This is a genomic window from Alkalitalea saponilacus (assembly GCF_900168165.1).
Classification (GTDB): domain Bacteria; phylum Bacteroidota; class Bacteroidia; order Bacteroidales; family Marinilabiliaceae; genus Natronoflexus; species Natronoflexus saponilacus.
The window spans coordinates 1-19,010 of sequence record NZ_FUYV01000010.1; the positions used below are offsets into that span (position 1 = coordinate 1).

General features: G+C 39.8%; 9 protein-coding genes. 5 read left to right on the top strand and 4 right to left on the bottom strand.

Annotation, left to right across the window (positions count from 1 at the left end):
* The coding region (locus B5X70_RS09115) for a M1 family aminopeptidase (RefSeq protein ID WP_079557600.1) at positions 1-2,669 on the bottom strand (2,669 nt) is incomplete at its 3' end.
* A 407-nt stretch (positions 2,670-3,076) separates the two neighbouring features.
* Here B5X70_RS09115 and B5X70_RS09120 point away from each other — a divergent pair.
* Positions 3,077-4,987, top strand: a complete 1,911-nt coding sequence (locus tag B5X70_RS09120) for a polysaccharide biosynthesis protein (protein WP_079557601.1) — start codon at positions 3,077-3,079, stop codon at positions 4,985-4,987.
* A 66-nt stretch (positions 4,988-5,053) separates the two neighbouring features.
* Positions 5,054-6,862: a T9SS type A sorting domain-containing protein gene (locus B5X70_RS09125; RefSeq protein WP_079557602.1), complete on the top strand. Its 1,809-nt coding sequence runs from the start codon at positions 5,054-5,056 to the stop codon at positions 6,860-6,862.
* A 905-nt stretch (positions 6,863-7,767) separates the two neighbouring features.
* Here the strand turns inward: B5X70_RS09125 and B5X70_RS09135 are convergent.
* Positions 7,768-10,107 (bottom strand): GumC family protein, encoded by a 2,340-nt coding sequence (locus tag B5X70_RS09135; RefSeq protein ID WP_079557604.1) that lies wholly within the window; start codon positions 10,105-10,107, stop codon positions 7,768-7,770.
* Between the two features lie 18 nt (positions 10,108-10,125).
* Positions 10,126-10,911: a polysaccharide biosynthesis/export family protein gene (locus B5X70_RS09140; RefSeq protein WP_079557605.1), complete on the bottom strand. Its 786-nt coding sequence runs from the start codon at positions 10,909-10,911 to the stop codon at positions 10,126-10,128.
* Between the two features lie 397 nt (positions 10,912-11,308).
* On the opposite strand from B5X70_RS09140, the gene B5X70_RS09145 reads away from it, so the two are divergent.
* The 3 genes from B5X70_RS09145 (at position 11,309) to B5X70_RS09155 (ending at position 17,576) form a co-directional block, all read left to right on the top strand.
* Entirely contained in the window at positions 11,309-13,378 is a 2,070-nt protein-coding gene (locus B5X70_RS09145; RefSeq protein WP_079557606.1) for a ComEC/Rec2 family competence protein, read from the top strand.
* Between the two features lie 164 nt (positions 13,379-13,542).
* Positions 13,543-14,883, top strand: a complete 1,341-nt coding sequence (gene trkA, locus B5X70_RS09150; RefSeq protein ID WP_079557607.1) for a Trk system potassium transporter TrkA — start codon at positions 13,543-13,545, stop codon at positions 14,881-14,883.
* A gap of 170 nt (positions 14,884-15,053) precedes the next feature.
* Positions 15,054-17,576, top strand: a complete 2,523-nt coding sequence (locus tag B5X70_RS09155; RefSeq protein ID WP_079557608.1) for a hybrid sensor histidine kinase/response regulator — start codon at positions 15,054-15,056, stop codon at positions 17,574-17,576.
* A gap of 1 nt (position 17,577) precedes the next feature.
* Here the strand turns inward: B5X70_RS09155 and B5X70_RS09160 are convergent, their stop codons facing one another.
* Complete coding sequence (locus B5X70_RS09160; protein ID WP_079557609.1) at positions 17,578-18,915, bottom strand: sigma-54-dependent transcriptional regulator; 1,338 nt, start codon at positions 18,913-18,915, stop codon at positions 17,578-17,580.
* Between the last annotated feature and the right edge of the window lie 95 nt (positions 18,916-19,010).

The window sequence follows — 19,010 nt, forward strand, 5'->3', positions numbered from 1 at the left end:
GAAATGGTTATCTCCGGAGTAATCTCTGTAATGTCAGCTCCCGTTGGCATGATCACCAAAATGGTGTTCTCCTCATCATCGATGGATGTTTCTCCGATTTGATCAGGAACAGAGAATTCGATAATCAGGTCGCCATCTCTTAAAAGATTTTCAACAGTCACAGTATATACTTTTTGTTCTGACTCATCCTGAGTTTTTACAGTATATTCAACAGGCCCTGTTGAGAAATCAACAGAAACCTCAGATTCAGGATCTACCGTTGTATTGCCTGCTAAACTTATTACCGGAGCAAGATCCGTTAAATCGTAACCTGTTGGCATCGTTACATGAATGGTTGATTCCTCATGATCAATTAAAGTTTCATCCAACTGATCTGTAATGGTAAAACTAATGATTCTTAGGTCGTTTTCGGATGAGGTGTTTACTGTAACTGAATATTCTTGTGTATCTTCATTTTGTGCTGTAACGGTAAATATTACTGATCCTTCAGAAAAATCTACCGAAGATCCTGACTGTGGATTCACTGTCGCCTCTTCTGAAATCTGGATATCCGGTGACAGGTCACTTAAATCGGCACCATAAGGCATGGTGACAAATATTTCAAATGTCTCATCGTTAATCACAGTCTCTTCGATTTGCCCTTCTATGGCAAATGATAAGATTCTGTTTTCACTATTTGGAGCCATCTCAATTATTACTGTATACTCCTTTGTGGTTCTGTCTTCGGCTCTGACTGTAAAAACAACGTTCCCTTCAGAAAAATCCACCGGTGTTCCGGATTCCGGAGCAACAGATGCTTTTTCAGACAGTTCGATGGTTGGGGTAATTTGCGACAAGTCTGTTCCAAAAGGAACAGTTATGGTAATGGTCTGCTCTTCCTGATTGATTTCTGAACTTATTTGTTCTGGAACGTTAAAGGCTAAAATCTCTTTTTTATGGCTCCTGATTTCTCTGATGATCCACTCATCAGGGTCTATTTCAATTTGTTGAATTGCTTTTCCAAAGTTGAATGTGAATTGTTGTTCAACAGCGTTATTAACAACTCTTTCGATGACAGAAGTTCCATCATCAAAATTGAACTTAATATCCACTTCCATTTCAAAAACTTCACGGTCGCCCCAAATGGCATTTTGTCTTTGAAACAGGGTGAATGTTGTTTCACCGCTAACATCGTCTGTTAGATAGTCATAGCTGTATATAGGGAACGCGAAATCGTATACCCACTGTTGGAAGAAGGTTGTTAAATCTTTTCCACTGATGGCTTGGCAATGGTCTCTGAAATCCTCAGTGGTGGCATGCCCAAACCTGAAGTTTGGGTTTTGTGCATATGATTTGATGCAGTCAAAAAAGAGTTCATCCCCCAATTGCCCTCTTAGCATATGCAGAAGCCAAGCTCCTTTTTCGTAGTAAATTTCTTCAAAAATGTAATCATAATTAGAGTCGTCACTAAGATACAGATTAGGAAAGTCGTTGAATCTTTTCTCCATCGCTCTCATGCGGGTATGATACTCTTCAATATTAAAATCAGATGAAAACTCCTTATAAAGAGCTTCTGCATAAGTGGCAAACCCTTCGTTCAACCAAACATGTTGCCATGTTTGATTGGTAATGGAAGCTCCAAACCACATGTGTGAAGTTTCGTGAACAATGATATCAGCCCAATTTTCTCCAAAACCCCCGATAATTGGGTTGGTTTGATTTTCAATGGCCCAGCTTAAGGGCACCTGTGTCATTCCAAATTTTTCATCGGCAAACGGATAATCACCAAAGTAGTGAATGAAGGCATCCATTATGTCATGCATCTTCACCATCGCACTATTAGCATCAACAATATCTTGAGGATATGCATAAAACTCTAACGGGAATGAATTCCCGTTTACGGTATTTTCGTATTGATCTTCAATCAAAACATAGTTTGATACTGCCACCAGGATATAATATGGCACAATGGGATGTTCATGTCTCCATTGAAAGGTTCTTTTTCCATTTTCTACTGGAGGGTTATCATTTAGAAGAACTCCATTAGAAACCGCCATGAGAGGTTGTCCGTTATATGATTCATCGGGAATTGTAATGTCCACCCAAACACGGTCGGCTTTATCAGTTGGCCCGTCTTTACAAGGAAACCAGTAATGCGACAAGTATGGCGTGCTATAATTGGCGATGGCCGGCACTGTTTGGTTGGAATGCCTATCGAAACGAAATCCTTTATTAATAAAGCGTCCCGGTGCCAATGGAGGGTTACCATTGTAGACAATTCTGAGTTTTACGGTTTCTCCTACATTAAATGAACTGTTTAGCCCCAGGGTGAGCAGATTATTTTCCAAAGTCCACGAGGTTGCATCTTCTCCTACTGAAGTGATCTCAAAATCACTGTGGAGATTTAGTACAACCTGGTTCAGGTTGTTAACTGCTGTAAGTTCTATGTAAACATCACCATATATCTTTTCATTTTCTATATCAACATCAATGTGTAAATGATAAAAGCGGATATCAATGTTTTCATCTGTTTCAAGCAAATCCTCAGCCGGTGAACTCAGTTGCATTAATTGATTGTTGAGGTTAGCTTCAGCCGGTCTTTGCCGGCTTTGCGCAGAGGTGCTCAATGCGATGGCTAATAAGGCCATTGTCAATAAAAGGTTTTTTAGAAGGTAGTTGTTAGGTCTCATATTTATTAATTTATTGAGTTTTCAGTTAAAAAAACAACAACAAGTTATTAAACTTGTTGCTCATTGTCTTTACTGTTTTTATAGACTGAACATTAATTCTGATATATCAATCGTTTTTATTGATGAAAGAAAACACCATCAAAAAAATCAACCCATAGGCCAATGGTCTTTTTTATTTAAAAGTTTTTGTTTGGAGAAAGAGTTCTTTGCAATCTAAAATCTGCTCGTAGTTGGTATATGTATATTGGTGTAAGATTCTGATTGATTCGTAAAAAATGAATTGTAAATAGTCCATTATTAGCTGAAATTTGAACCATAAAGTTGTTTAAATAGCATAGCGTTTATAAACCTTATCACTTGAAGACGAGACAGAATAAATGTGCTGTTGAAGAAAAATTTTATTTGCTATGAAGGATTTTTTGCTTAAAGCTATAACAAGAAGAATTATTTCACCGTGGTGGATTCTTCTCATTGATATTATGTTGGTTGCCAATGCATTTGTTGTTTCATATATTGTTCGATTGAATGTTTTGCTTCCGGCGTATAGCGTTTGGGATTTTGCCAAGGGAGGTGCATATGTTACTCTGGTTTATGGTTTTGTCTTTTACGTTTTTCGGGTTCATAAAGGTGTCATTCGTCATACCAACTTTGCTGAATTGCGAAAGCTGGTTTTGGCATCTGTTGTTGCTGCTGGAATCATGTTATCATTTGCTACCATCCTTCGTTTATTAAATCTGGATATAGGATTGGTACCTCGACTGGTCATATTGCTGCACTTTATGTTGGCCGTTTTCTTTTGCTTTGGGTTCAGGCTTCTGGTTCGGGAAACATACGCGTATTTAACGCACACGCGAGGTACAGAGCATGTTGTGATCTTTGGGACCGATGATTTGGGACTTATTACATTGGAGGCTATTAAAAACGACAAGGAGAGTCCATATGAAGTAGTAGGATTTGTTGATGATGAACCTTCAAAGTGGAACATGACTTTACACTCTTTGCCTGTTTTCAGTTGGGAAAAACTTTTGGAGTCTGATGGAAAACTAAAGCATATTGAAGAAGTAATTCTGGCTGTTTCGGATATCTCAGTAAAGCGTAAACAGAAAATTGCTGATGAGTGTTTGAAGAAAGGATGGAAACTTAAAGTGATGCCATCGGTGGGGAACTGGGTGAATGGTATCTCAAATACGGGACAGATTCGGGATGTTAGAATCGAGGATTTACTGGGACGTGACGAAATTCATCTCAATCTACTTCGGATTCAGGAAGGGTTGGAGAATAAAACAATCCTGGTTTCAGGTGCTGCCGGGTCTATCGGTTCTGAAATAGTCCGACAATTGTTACGGTTTCCTGTTCGTCAGATCATCATGCTGGATCAGGCTGAATCAGCTTTGTATGATCTGCAACAAGAGATTATTCTACGGCACTTTGATGCTCCTTTTAAGATTGTCTTGGCGGATATAACCAATTATAAATCTATGCGACAGGTTTTTGAAACCCATCGTCCCCATGTGGTTTATAATGCCGCAGCTTATAAACATGTACCATTGATGGAGGATGCTCCTTACGAAGCCATTCGGGTAAATGTAGGAGGTACCAAAATTTTGGCAGATTTATCGGTTGAATTTGGGGTGGAAAAGTTTGTGATGGTTAGCACCGACAAAGCAGTAAACCCGACAAACGTAATGGGAACTTCTAAACGGATCTGTGAGATTTATATCCAATCCATGTCGCAGGTACCGGGTATAAAAACCGCATTCATCACCACTCGTTTTGGAAATGTTCTGGGTTCAAATGGTTCAGTGGTTCCTTTGTTTAAACGTCAAATAGAACAAGGAGGACCAATTACCGTGACCCATCCCGAGATTACCCGTTACTTTATGACCATTCCCGAGGCTTGTCAGCTAGTATTGGAGGCTTCGTTTATGGGTAATGGAGGGGAAATATTTGTGTTTGACATGGGAGAGCCAGTGAAGATTGTTGATCTGGCAGAAAAAATGGTTAAGCTCTCCGGGTTGAATCTTGGTGAAGATATTGATATTGTTTTCACCGGTCTTAGACCCGGTGAAAAGCTTTATGAAGAGTTGCTGGCTTCTGCTGAAAACACAAAACCTACACATCATGACAAAATTATGATTGGTAAGGTTAAATCATTTAATTACAGTGAGGTTAACGCGAATGTTTTAAACATTCTCGAGTTACTTTATGGTGAAGGCGAGGGTCTCTTGATTGCTCATATGAAAGCCATGGTTCCTGAGTTTGTTCCGCAAAACGGAAGATTTAAAAGTGTAATACACGAAGAGTCTGCCCTAACCTGATTTGGGGATTTGATAAAAAAGATTGTCCTATATATGTTAAATGCCTAATAGTCTAACATTCAATTTATGAAGCGTGTTGTTTGTGTCGTAGTTTTTGTTGTCATGGTTGCTATTGTTAATGCAGCCAGCTTTTTTGTTACTGTGGATGGAACTGCTGATGGGATTGGCACACATAATCATCCCTGGGATTTACAAACAGCGCTTGATCATCCTGAAGATGTTCAGCCAGGTGATACCATCTGGATACATGGCGGACTTTATACTGGAGTTTTTACTTCACATCTGAGAGGAAGAGAGGGTGCTCCGATAATTTTGAGATCCATTCCCGGAGAGACAGTGGTCATTGACGGTAATTCAGATGGAGATGAATTAGGAGTGCTCAATATCATGGGACAGTATACATGGTATTGGGGGTTAACCATTACCAACAGTGATATAACCGGCGAGAATTATTACCGGGATGGAATCTACTTTATAGGTCATTCCAACAAAGTCATTAATTGCTATATTCACAACAATGGCGGAAATGGAGTTGGTTTTTGGCGACCAGCAACCAGCAGCGAGATTTACGGTACAATTATTTATCATAACGGGTTCCGCGGATCCCGACGAGGTCATGGACACGGAATTTATGGTCAAAACCAAACTGGTACCAAACTGATAAGAGATAATGTCCTCTTTAATTCATTTGGAATTGGGATTCAAATATATACCGAGGAGGGAGCCATTGAAGGATTTGTTCTGGAGGGAAATATTATTTTTAACAGCGGCATTCCCGGAAACCGTGCCATAGATCGCAACATTCTTGTGGGAGGCCTCCAACCGGCAGACCGCATATCCATTCGTAACAACATAATTTACAATCGCCCGCAATACTCATCAAAGGCTAGTGTGCAGCTGGGATATGGCGTTGAAAACAGGAATGCTGAGTTCTCTGATAATATTATTGTTGACGGGACATTACATGTGATAAAGGGATGGAATTCCCTACAAATAGTGAGAAATCGTTTTTTTGCAAGAAACCCGGAAACTCCTCTCATTGCATTTGAGGATTTCTCTTTAATCAATAACCCGGTAATTAATAATAACCAATATTTTGCAGGAACATTGAACTTTGACAGTTTCTCCGAATGGCAAATCAAAAGTAACCAGGATCAAAACAGTACTTTTCAGTCAAGAGTACCTGTAATTTCCACTTATGAGATATCTGTTAACAGGTATGAGAAAGGTCGTGGGCAAATTGCTGTGTTTAATTGGGGAAATCAGGAGTTTGTATCAGTAAATCTATCCCCTGTATTGAGTGTTGGACAAGAGTTTCAGATTTTTGACGTTCAGAATTTATCAGGTAATCCGGTGTTGAGTGGTGTTTACAAGGGTGGTACAATTCAACTTCCAATGCGGTTGACAGATATTGAACTTCCGTTTCTTGAAGACAGTTTTAAGGATGAGTTAGTACATACCTCACCAGAATTTGGGATATTTCTGGTTCTTCCGGTTAAAGACGGTTACGCAACTGGACCTGAGGTTTCCGAAGTTTTGCCAATGAAAATCAGGAAGTGTTACCCTAACCCAACAGTGGACATTTTAGCTGTTGATTTCTATGCTCCCTCAAGAGATATATTGAAGGCTGAGGTTTTTGATGAAGCAGGAAGATTGATGCATCATGAGGAGTATCGTGCAACTTTTGGGGACAACACCCTTATTCTGAATCTGGCATCACTGTCTGGGGGGGTATACATCATATCTCTGTCCGGAACATCAGGTCAGAAAAGCGAATGCAAAGTTTTAAAGCGTGATTTTGTTTTGAATATGAACTCGGGAGGCGGGGTGAAGGTTGATGATGAGAGTGATCAGGATCGCGAGAATTTTGATTAGGTGCAATAATGAGTGTTGTGGCCTGGCTGTATTATTCGGCCATCGTTAAGAAGAAACAGCTATTTGGTTTCCGTCTTCAATTTGGAATTAATTTAGCTTTCGCTTTCAGTGCTTGGCTGCGACAAATATTTCTTAACGATTCTTTAATATCTCAAACAATTTCACGGAAAATTGAAGTTGAAGCTACAACTATCTATTACTAAAACCATATACCCTTCTTCAATTGTTGAATTGGGGTATTGTGAATAAACTATTTAGGGATTGCTGAAAAACTCTTACATAGTTAATAATGTGTGATATATCCTTGGTTTTAGTCATTAAAGTGCAAGCATTTTTAATATAACTATAGAATTTTCGAACATTGAAAAGGCTAGAAATAATGGAAACTTCCGCCTTTGAAAAATGCCGTTAAGAATAACAATGTGACAGGCGTAAAAATATGCGTTGTTTGAGCGTAGCGAGTTCGCAGATTTTAGCCTGGCAGATTGTTATTTAGGCAATTTTTCAGCAGCGGCGGCATTTTTTGCTTACTTTTTTTGCTGTTGTGGAGCGAAGCGGATCACGCAATACCTTTAAAAGATTAACACAACATGAGTAAAAAAAGTAAGAGCCCGTCCTGCTTGAGGACAAAAGAATTATTATTTTGGTCTGTTGACATTTTCAGCAGACCTAGTTATAATACGCCTGTATGACAATAAATGTTTAGGTATTGGAGAATAGGCATCTCTGTATGACTTTGAGTAAAGGTTCTTAATGGTGTTAATATTTTATATCCTGTCGGGAAATAAACCAAATAAACCACAAAGAACACAATGTGGACATTGTGTTCTTTGTGAGCTCTGCAAAATGCTTTAAGAACTATGGTGGTGGTATTTTTAAAATTTCAGAGTTCTTACTATCAAAGTTTAATTTGCAAAATACTTATTGTTGGTTACATTATAACCGTATTTATAACTGTACTCTTTCTTTTGAAATGGTATTCCATTCATCAAAACACTTAAATGTGGGATGTTTTTTACTTTCTCATCCCGCAGATTAATCTTCAAAACAGGTTTTGGTGTGGAATTATGCCTTACCACCAAAATGTTGGCATCAGCGTATTCTGTTAACAGATGTGCATCTGCCACTAATCCTAACGGAGGGGTGTCTAAAATGACAACATCGTATTGTTCCTGATATTTTTCTAGCAAACCCTTTGTGGAATCGCTCGCGATTAATTCAGATGGATTGGGCGGTATTTGACCTGAAAAGATAATGTGTAGATTAGGGGTGTTTGTATCGGTGTGAATGATCTCTTCTGTGGTGGCGTCACCGGTATAGAATTTACTCAGACCATTGCCATTAACGGAAATACCCGAGTGTTTGGTTAATGATGGCCGCCGCATGTCAAACTCTATCAACAGAGTTTTTTTGTCGAGCATAGCAAATGATCGGGCCAGGTTTATTGCGCAAAAACTCTTTCCTTCCCCCGGTAGAATGCTGGTAATGAGAATGGTTTTGCCAAAGTTTTTATGCTTATAATACCCCAAAGATGTCCTGATGCTTCTAAAAGATTCAGAGAGCAACGTGTTATCAGGTTTTTCTGTAACCATATTTTTCTTTTTCTGAGGTTTGTTGAAAGGGATTTCACCAATGATTGGCAGTGGTGAAATATCTTTAATGTCCTCTGCTTCCAATACTTTATCATTGGTGAAAACCAGAAGGAACACAACAACGGTAGGCAAAAGCAATCCACCCAAAAGTATCATTATCATGTATTGCTTGCTGTTTGGTTGAACCATCCCTCTAATCATGGCCTCTTCAATAATTTCGTTGTCGGCCTGATTGGAAGCCTTAGCCAGTTGAGCTTCTGTGAGACGGTTTAATAAGAAGGTGTAGGTTTCATTGTTCATCTGACGGCTTCTTTCAATATTTAAAAGCCGTTGCTCAGTGCGGGGAAGCATTCTTATTTGTGTACTCAGATTATATAACCTTCTGTTGATGTCTTCCAGGGTTAGGTTTGTGGTGGCAACCACGCTTTTAATGGTTTCCTGTATGTTGGATTTAAGGTTTTCTATACTGGCATTGATTCTTGTAATGTTTGGGTTTTCACTGGTGGCATTAAACATCATTGCAGATCTTTCTGCACTCATGTCGGAAAGTTGTCGGATTAACTGACTCAGCATAGGATCATCAATTCCGGCCGATGATGGCGCAATGATTTCATTTACATCTCTGTTACTGTCAATATAATCAACCAGGTACGAATAGTAGTCCAGCTTTGCCATTATGGCAGAGCGCTGATCTTCAAGCTCACGTGATCGGGTTATAATCATTTGTCCCTGATGAGAAACATCCATAATCTCATGTCGTGACCGGAAATTTTCCAATACATTTTCTGCTGCACTCAGAGAGTCGGCAACTCCTTCAAGTTGACTTTCTATAAACTGGATGGTGTTTAAGGCCACCTGGTTTTTTCGTTCCAATGTATAGTTAACAGCTATGCTCGAAAGCGCATTTAAAAAATCAACTCCCTTTTGAGGGTTGTTTTCCAAAATGGATAAATCTACAATAGTGGAACCATAATGAACCGGCTCAAGACGCGTATTGGCTTGATAATGACCAATTAGTTGGTTTATGTTGTTTATGGTAAAGCTGTAGGTTTTGTTTTCATAGTTGGATCCCGGCATGTTTTCCTCAATTGGTAAAACTGAGAAAGAAAATCTAGGATGTGTGATTCTTTCATAAAAGCCCGCCTCTTTGGAAAACGATTTGTCGTTTTCCATGGTAAGCACAAAGCGATCCAAGGATTTAAATTCAATATTAAAAGTTGCATTTGGAGGACTCACTTCTGACGAATCAATCAACACACGAAAGGGAGACGATCGGTAAATTTCCTGTTTTCTAAATCTTCCAACTTCATAATAGGAAATACCAAAATCTAATTGACGTAATGCACGCTCAATCTGTCTTCTGGATCTGAGTATGATGGCCTGATTTTCGATGTGACTTTGATTTCCCAATGATATTCCGGGAAGCATGTTTTGACCCATCCCAACACGCGGAGCGCTACCTTCCTGAGCATCTGAAATCATGATGCGGGCACTTACCCGGTGCATTGGCGGTGTGGTTTCCCACGATATATAAGCGATGATAAGGGCAACTCCTAAAAAGATTGGCCAGAGATACCAATAATTTAAAGCTCTGAAGAAAAGCTTTTTTATGTCTATGTTCCGCTCTTGATCAACTTCTTCGTAACTTTTCATGACTTCAGTAATTTGATGTTAGTTGGTTGAGAATATTGAGAAAATCAATAGTGATGCACTAACGAGGCTCATTGAGAAACCAAGTGGGATGGTGGATAAACTCCATTGTTTGAGTCGGTGGGGTTCAACGTAGATAACATCGCCCGGTTTTACATAGTAAAACGGGGAATACATAATTCTTTCATCAGTAGTATCAATGATCAGCATTTTTGGCGTGTCTCCGTCCTTTCTTATCAATCGGACTCTTCGTCTGTTCGCGTAATCAGTTACGTCTCCTGCCAAAGCCAGAGCTTCAAGAATGGAAATTTCTTCACTGTTTAACAGGAATCGACCCGGTCCGCGAACTTCTCCCATAATGGTGATATTGTCGTTGAGAAGTTTTACGATGGCTCCACTCTGATCAATATATTTGCTGGCGGCAAGTTCAACCTTGCGGGCAATTTCCGGAAGAGTTAATCCGGCAACATAGATCTTACCAAGAAAAGGATAATCTATAGATCCGTCCAAACCTACCCTGTATCCTAAAAGGCTGGCCGACATTGGGTTGTTGGCTATTTGGTTAAAGCCTGCATCGTTGTTTAAAAATGCAGAAGAGCGCTCGTCCAGACTGGTAACCCTGATGTATAGTAAATCATGGGGTTTTACCAGATAATCTTCTTTTTCTGTTTTGTATTGGCCTTCAATGTCTTCAAGTTTTACAGCCATATCACCTTGTAAATATATCGAATCCTTAAGCGGAACGCAAGATGAAAAAAGAGCTAATATCCCTACTACAAATACAAAAGGTGTAATAAATCTATGCATAGTTGGTTGAGTTTGCTTAAAAAAAGTTCTGTCAGATTCCCCTTTAAACTTTCACACATCAGATTTTTCAGAATTTCTTCTTATAGTTAAACATTACTGTAAACCATTAGGTTTTATCTTTGATCAAAGAATATGATCTGTACATCTAAATTTATACTGAATTAACCAGATTCGGCCAATTTTTATGTCATCAATTGAACGAATATTCGTCGCTGCAAAATAACAGTGCAAGTTAGTAATTTGGATTTAATGTAGTACTCTTATATTCATAGTTTAATCAATGGATATTTGAATTTGGTCAAATAACGTCTGTCCTTGATAGTTTTTGTTCGTTTCCTTGTATTTATCATATTATTAGCATAACTTGATTTTCGTTGATTTCCAATGCTGAATATTTATGAACCTTTTCCGTTACCAACCCTTCTCCCGTTTATTGATTGCTTTAATAGCGGGAATTTATGCCGGTGAGTTCTTTACCGGCTTGCAGTTTTATCAATTGTTTTTATCCTTTTCTGCATTAGCGTTTGCAGGGTGCTTTGTTTTATGGTATAGCTGGTGGTACCGAAGTTATAAATATCGTTGGCTATCCGGCACTTTTCTAATGCTTTTCCTTTTTAACTCCGGAATACTTCTTAACATCAATAGTCAGCCTTCGGTTATAGAAAACCCTGTTGATGTTCAAGCCAATGGAAGAGTGATGTCTCTGGAAAAGAGACCGAACCACTGGGTTCGAATTGTTATGAAGCCTGACATTGTTGATGATCTTTCCTGTTTTTCCCGAGGCGATAAATGGATGATAATGGTTAAAGGGCCATTGAAAGAGGGCGTTTATGCCGGAGGAGTAATCGGTGTTTCCGGAACGTTGATGCCTTTACAGGAATCAACAAACCCATATGCCTTCAACTATGGTCAATACCTCAGGAGGAATGGATTTTCAGGTCAGATGTTCCTCGATGCAAATGATGTGTTGAACATCAGCGCGCGTAAGGGTTTCTCTCCGATGTTGATCTCTCAAAAAGTCAGGGCTTACGCTTTACAATCATTCTCCCAAAGTGGACTTGATGATGATGCTCTTTCAATTATAAATGCTCTGCTACTTGGAGATCGGGCCGGAGTGGATCGTGATGTAAATGAGAAGTTTGTAAGAAGTGGGGCGGTTCACATACTTGCCGTTTCCGGTTTACATGTTGGGATTATATATTTGATGTTGAATTATTTGCTTTCTCTTTTCTTTAAGCCGGTGCATCCTGCACGGTTTATTATTTCTTCCATTGTTTTGGTGGCTTATGCTTTTATTACAGGCTTTTCGCCTTCTGTATCCCGTGCTGTTTTGATGTTTATCATACTGCAGGCCGGAAAACTGTTTCGCAGGGACGTCAATATGTACAATTTGTTGTGTGTTTCAGCCACGTTGCTGTTGCTGATAAATCCCATGTTTTTGTTTCATGCCGGATTCTGGTTAAGTCATATGGCAGTTGCTGGTATTGTTGCATTTTATCCCATTATAAACGGAATGTTAACATTCCGTTTTGTTGGTTGGCGATGGGCGTGGTCCATTATCTCAGTATCGGTTGCAGCACAAATTACCACATTCCCATTTTCAATATATACCTTTGGAGCATTTCCGGTTTATTTCTTGCTGGCCAACCTTTTTATATTACCCGTTGTGGCACCGGTGTTGATTCTTGCCTTTGTTGTTTTGATTTTTTCATGGGTTCCTTTTATTGCTCAAATGGCAGGTGGAGCTCTGAATGATCTCATCCTTTTTATGATTGAAATGGTTTCTTATATACAAGGCATTTCGGGAGCATACAGGTCTGATTTATGGATTTCATGGCCGATGCTTGTTGCACTATACTTATTCGTGATCATGCTGTATCAGCTGTATCAGGTTCCACGAGGTTCAAAATGGGTTTTAACCACTGTTTCGCTGGTTATGATACTCCTGTTTGCAAATGTTCAGCAAATGGGCAAATTAAATGGTAATTATGCCGTGGTTTATGACGTGGGACGAAACTGGATGGTTGATTTCGTCTCGGCAGGAGAAGTGTTGAATTTAAAACAGGAGAGCCTGGATGAGAGGTCTGCATCTTTTGCCAGAGATGCCTTGATGCGGAGGATTTCTTTAAGAAATAGTGAAAACAGCATGCTTTTTGCCGCAAATGATGAAGGAACTCCTTTGAAGTTCACGCCAGTTAATTTAAATGGAGTACAATATTTGATCATATCTGGTCGGTTTACTAGTGGTATGGAGGTTTCAGGTAGTTACTATGCAGATGTGGTTGTGCTAGCTGCTACAATTATTGGCGAACCTGTCAGATTGTTTGATCGTATAACCTGTCACAACGTGGTTGTTACAGGCTCAGTTCCTGCCTGGATGGCTGACAGAATTGGGGAATATATGGCAGAAAATAATATAGATGTTCATTTTATCAGGACTCAGGGAGCTTATGTTGCAAGGCATTGAAATTTAAATAGAAACGATTGCAGTTATGTGGATTGTTTTCGGATTTGGCCAAAATGTTTCGTCATTTGATTTTTATTACATTATTTTGCCGTCTTGTTTTAATTAAACCCCGACCTGATTATTTTGAATTGTAGTTTCGTCCATAAATATAGTTCTATTTAAAAATGAAAATTTTAATCTCCGGTGCGGGTGAAGTTGGTAATCATTTGGCTACCTTGTTTTGCAATGAGGATCACGACGTGATTCTCATGGATGAAAGTCCGGCAAAATTGCGAAAAGCCGAAGATCACCTTGATTTGATTACTGTGGTTGGATCCGGGACTTCTATTGATGACCTGAAAAATGCGCAGGTAAAAAGCTGTGATCTTTTTATTGCCGTGCCACCTTATGAGGAGGTTAGTATTTTGTCGGCCATGTTGGCAAAAAAGCTTGGAGCGGCCAAAACCATAGCGCGAATCAACAATTTCGAGTACCTCCAATCTGAGAATAAGGAGTATTTCAGACAGCTGGGGGTTGATGAGGTGATTTTTCCTGAGCACCTTGGAGCCAGAGAGATCATGGCATCACTCAAGCAGGTTGGAATCCGGCAGATGTTTGAATTCAGTGATGGCCGTTTACTGCTTTACGCAGTAAAAATCAGAAACAATGCACCCATTGTTGGTCTTTCGCTTTCGGAGGCTTCTGCTTTACATGAAACCAATGAGTACTTCACCGTGGCCATTAACAGGGATGGTAAAACCATCATACCACGAGGAAAGGATACCTTTCAGCACAACGATCTTGCTTATGTGGTTACCACCAAATCCGGTGCGGAGCAACTTCTGAAAGATGCCGGTAAAATTAAGTACGAGGTGAAGAATGTTATGATTCTGGGTGGAAGCAGAATCGGGAAGAAGGTTGCGAAAGAGCTTGAGCACGAATATTACATCAAACTGATAGAGATTGATCGGGATAAGAGTAACCGCCTGGCAAACATGCTTGAGAACACTTTAGTGATTAATGGTGACGGACGTAACTTAAATTTGCTGAAGGATGAGGGAATTGGTAAAACTGATGCTTTTATTGCGGTAACAGATAACTCTGAAGTCAACATTTTGGCTTGCCAGCTGGCAAAAAAAATGGGGGTAAAGAAAACCGTTGCTGAGGTTGAGAATATGGACTACATTGATCTGGCAGAAAACATTGGCATTGGAACCATCATCAATAAAAAGTTGATTGCCGCCAGTTATATTTACCGATACACTTTTAAAGCCAATGTGTCGTATGTGAAATGCTTAACAGCTACTGATGCAGATGTTTTAGAGCTTATTGCACAGGAAGGTTCCAAAATAACCAAAGCAACATTAAAGGACCTTGATCTGCCAAAGGATATGAACATTGGTGGAGTGATCAGGAACGGCGAGGCCATCATCCCGAATGGAGCCACGCGAATTTTGCCCGATGACAGGGTGGTTGTATTTGCTCTTCCTTCAGGTATCAAGAAGGTGGAGAGAATGTTCCTGTAGTACACATACACCCGCATTATTTGGAATGGATTTTGGAGTAGAACAGGTCATTTAAGGCTTAAGCAGTTTTGTTTGATGTTGTTTGTCAGCTTAATCCGAAATGTTTTACGATCATCAGAATTATGATCGTAGCGTTATTTTTGTAGAAAATTTACCCAAAAAAACATCCAATGCAAAAAATTGCCTCACTTAAAGGGAAAGTAATTCTTGCAACTGTTGTAGGGGTCATTTCCATAATTGCTCTATATAAAACCACCGATCGTGCATTTGATGATATCATCAGCAACATAGATCGGATGGCTCATCCAAACCATCGTCTTCATTCACTCAATCACTTATTTAGGACTGTTTCACAATTAAGTCACCTGGAACAAAAAGAGGTGGTGAGCGGTCGGTCGTATCCTTCAGTAGCTTTTTTGAGCGAATCCCGGTCAGCAAATCAGATCATCGATACTCTGCGAATTCTTTTTCATGGTGATTCCATTCAGCTTGAGAGGATTGATGAAATTTCGTCTTTGCTGAATTTGCGCGAAGATCTGTTTACACGGTTTCTTGAAATGAAGTCACAATCAATTGTCGACAAGGACTTCTTCTCTTTTTTTGCTGGATTTTCCGACTCTGTTTCACTTAGGATTGAGCAGGATACAGCAAAAATTCGTGAAGTTCGTGAAAGGGTAACAACCACTACAGTTGTGGCGGATACCATCAGTCGTGCTTCGGGTGAGGAGCGAACCGGTTTTTTTCGTCGTCTTTTTGGACGAAGTGATCATGACGTAGAAGGTGAGGTTGTTAAGGCTGAAACCAGGGTTGATGAAGAAGTCATTGTATCGGTAGATACCATATATATTCAGCGGTCAGACGAGTCGTTGTTTACACTACTGGAAAAGTCATTGGATAGTTTGGAAACTGCCCGTTTGCAGGAGGCTGCGCGCCTACAGAGCCAGGAGCTGCAATTGGTTAATGTTAATACCGGACTTATAAATGAAATCATCAGCATCATCAACGCTGTGGAACAGGAAGAAATAGGCAGAATGAATGCTGAGACTCAAACTGCTTTATCCATTGCAGGTAATACCATACGTGTGCTTAATGTTGTTTCGGTTCTGGCCATTGCAGGTTTTGTTGTTTTGATATTGCTAATCATCATTGATATTTCTAAAAGTAACAAATACAGAAAAGAATTGGAGAAGGCTCATGAGGAAGCACGAAATGAGGCTGATGCAAGGCAGAAATTCCTTTCAAACATGAGTCACGAAATTCGAACTCCTCTTCAATCCATATATGGTTATCTTGAGCAGGCCAAGCTCAGTAATAACTCGCAAATTGATGTGGAAACCCTTTTTTATCCGGCTGAACATCTTTTGAACGTTGTAAACGAGGTGCTTGATTATTCAAGAGTTACATCGGGTAAAATGACTTTCGAGAAGAAAGCCTTTTCGCCTCATGAAACCATTATGAATGTCGTTAAAGCCATGAAACCAATGGCTGAGAAAAAGAACCTGAAGCTTGAAACCGAATTTGGTTTTTTTGATGAAGACATCCTGCTTGGCGATCCATTCAGACTGCAGCAAATTTTGTTTAATCTGGTTGGTAATGCTCTGAAATTTACCGAGGAGGGACATGTTCTGATCACTGCCAATTTGCGTTTTTTATCAGGAAAGCCCTGGTTGGATATATATGTTGAAGACACCGGAATTGGAATTGCTTCCGAAAAGTTACCCGAACTATTTATGGCGTTTTCTCAATCTTCAGCTGAAACTGTAAGGAAATACGGAGGAACCGGATTAGGCTTAAGCATAGTAAAACAGATTGTTGAGTTGCAGGGAGGTAGAATTGATGTGGAAAGCACTTTAGGTCAGGGAACGGGGTTCGTTATCTCCATCCCCTATGAAAAAAACAAGAAGGCGTATGAAGACAATTTTTCCGACGACGTTACTATTAAAGATTCTGAAAAAACAACAGTTTGGGTGGCCGATGATGACCCATTAATTCTTAATCTGGCCGAAACCATTTTGAAAAAATACCTGGAAAATGTTCGCACATTTCCCGATGGAAACAGTTTGCTCAAAGCTTTTGATCAGGAGCGACCAAATATTATTTTCATAGATATGCGGATGCCTGGAATAACTGGAGCAGAGGTGTGTCAGAAGATTCGTAAACGCATCAAAAACGGAGAGCACATATACATTTATGCTCTTACTGCGCAAGTATTACCCGAGGAGCAACACATTATCAAAACCGCCGGTTTCGATAACTTAATCAAGAAACCATTCAGAGAGAAGGATCTTGTTCAATATCTGTCAGGTGATTTTCAGGCAAGCATCGAAGAAACTTCCATGAAGATTGATGTCCTTAAAGCAATGGCAGGGGATGAGAAGGAGCACCTTATTGCTATACTTGATGCTGTGGCATCAGAAAGCAGAAAGGATTTATCAGAAATATTGAATTGTAGGATTGAGAAGAATTGGGATGCAAGCGCACTTGTTATTCATCGGTTAGCCGGGCGCGCAGGTCAGACCGGCGCAATGAATCTGGCTGCAAGACTAAGAGAGGTGGAGAGGGTTATACGCAGTGATGAATCAGATCCTGACCAGTTTTATGCTATGATTGATGAGGTTATCCCACCGATAGAGAATTTCATAGAACATGTGGAAACTCTTTCACATCAAGAATCGATGTCGGATAGTTATTAACTCAGGTTAAGTCATATCTTTCAAGCTTATTGTATAGGGTTTTTCTATCGATGTTTAAAATACGTGCAGCTTTCGATTTATTACCCTGCACCGACTCCAACACTTTTATGATGTGTTCTTTTTCCGTTTCCGCCTGTATGGCTTTTAAATTTGATCCTGAAGGGGTAGATGATGCAACACGGATGTGCGACAACATTTCTGAAGGAAGCTTGTCTGCTTCTGCTATTTTTTCCTGCGTTAACAACACCATTCTTCGAATGGTGTTTCGAAGTTCCCTGAGGTTGCCCGGCCATTCATATTCTCTAAATACTTGCATGGCTTCCTCTGCAAGAGATCTCACGTCCCGCTGAAGATCTTTATTCGCTTCCTCAATAAAATGGCCAATGAAAAGCTCCATGTCATCAACCCTTTCTCTTAATGGAGGAACATCTATTTTAAACTCATTCAACCTATGGTACAAGTCTTCTCTGAAAACTCCATTTTTTACCAGAGTGATCAGGCTTTCGTTTGTCGCCACAATGATACGGATATCCACTTCCACCAGAGCGTCACTGCCTAATGGCTGGATGGTTTTTTCCTGTAGCGCTCTTAAAAGTTTCACTTGTACATCGTAGGAAAGATTCCCGATCTCATCCAAAAACAGGGTGCCACCTGAAGCTTTTTCAAACTGCCCCGTTCTGTTTATCAGGGCACCGGTAAAAGCTCCTTTTACGTAACCAAACAGTTCTCCGGCAGCCAAATCTTTTGAGAGAACGCCACAATCGATGGGTATAAAAGGCTTTTTTGCGCGTCGGCTCTGTTGGTGGATTTTGCGGGCTACATATTCTTTTCCAGTACCACTTTCTCCCTGAATAATCACGGAGATGTCGGTTGGAGCTACCAAGTCTATAAACTCCTGAAGCTTTTGAGCATGGTGACTTTTGCCTTGCACGAACTGAGTCGTTTTGGATTTTTTCTCTTTGGTTTGCGAGGGTGTCTTTTCCTGTTCAGATACTAGTTTTAATACCATCATCAGTTCTTCCGGATTTACCGGTTTGGTGATGTATTCTGCGGCACCCATTTTCATCGATTTTACTACAGTTCGCACATCGCTAAACGCGGTCATAATAATTACCGGAAAAGTTGCTTTCAAATCGCGACGTGTCTGAAGAAAATCAAGAGCAGATCCATCGGGTAGTCTGTAATCCAGCAAACAAAGATCAAAACGCTGGTTGTTTAGTAATTGTGTGGAGTTCTTTATGGAGGATGTATGTGTGATTATGTAACCTTTTTTTGTTAAAAAGGTTTCAAGCATTTTGGCAAAAGCAATATCGTCTTCGACAATGAGAATGTTTTCCATAATTTCAAATTATGGAATAAAGATATAAAAAATTGAGGTTTCAAGTTGGAACCCAAAATAAAATAATAAGAAAGGGGACCTCTACGTTCGAAGCC

What these genes read in the sequence shown, in the direction of transcription:
- B5X70_RS09120 (WP_079557601.1), top strand. Translation starts at nt 3,077, where the DNA reads ATGAAGGATTTTTTGCTTAAAGCTATAACAAGAAGAATTATTTCACCG.
- B5X70_RS09125 (WP_079557602.1), top strand. Translation starts at nt 5,054, where the DNA reads ATGAAGCGTGTTGTTTGTGTCGTAGTTTTTGTTGTCATGGTTGCTATT.
- B5X70_RS09135 (WP_079557604.1), bottom strand. Translation starts at nt 10,107, where the DNA reads ATGAAAAGTTACGAAGAAGTTGATCAAGAGCGGAACATAGACATAAAA.
- B5X70_RS09140 (WP_079557605.1), bottom strand. Translation starts at nt 10,911, where the DNA reads ATGCATAGATTTATTACACCTTTTGTATTTGTAGTAGGGATATTAGCT.
- B5X70_RS09145 (WP_079557606.1), top strand. Translation starts at nt 11,309, where the DNA reads ATGAACCTTTTCCGTTACCAACCCTTCTCCCGTTTATTGATTGCTTTA.
- trkA (WP_079557607.1), top strand. Translation starts at nt 13,543, where the DNA reads ATGAAAATTTTAATCTCCGGTGCGGGTGAAGTTGGTAATCATTTGGCT.
- B5X70_RS09155 (WP_079557608.1), top strand. Translation starts at nt 15,054, where the DNA reads ATGCAAAAAATTGCCTCACTTAAAGGGAAAGTAATTCTTGCAACTGTT.
- B5X70_RS09160 (WP_079557609.1), bottom strand. Translation starts at nt 18,915, where the DNA reads ATGGAAAACATTCTCATTGTCGAAGACGATATTGCTTTTGCCAAAATG.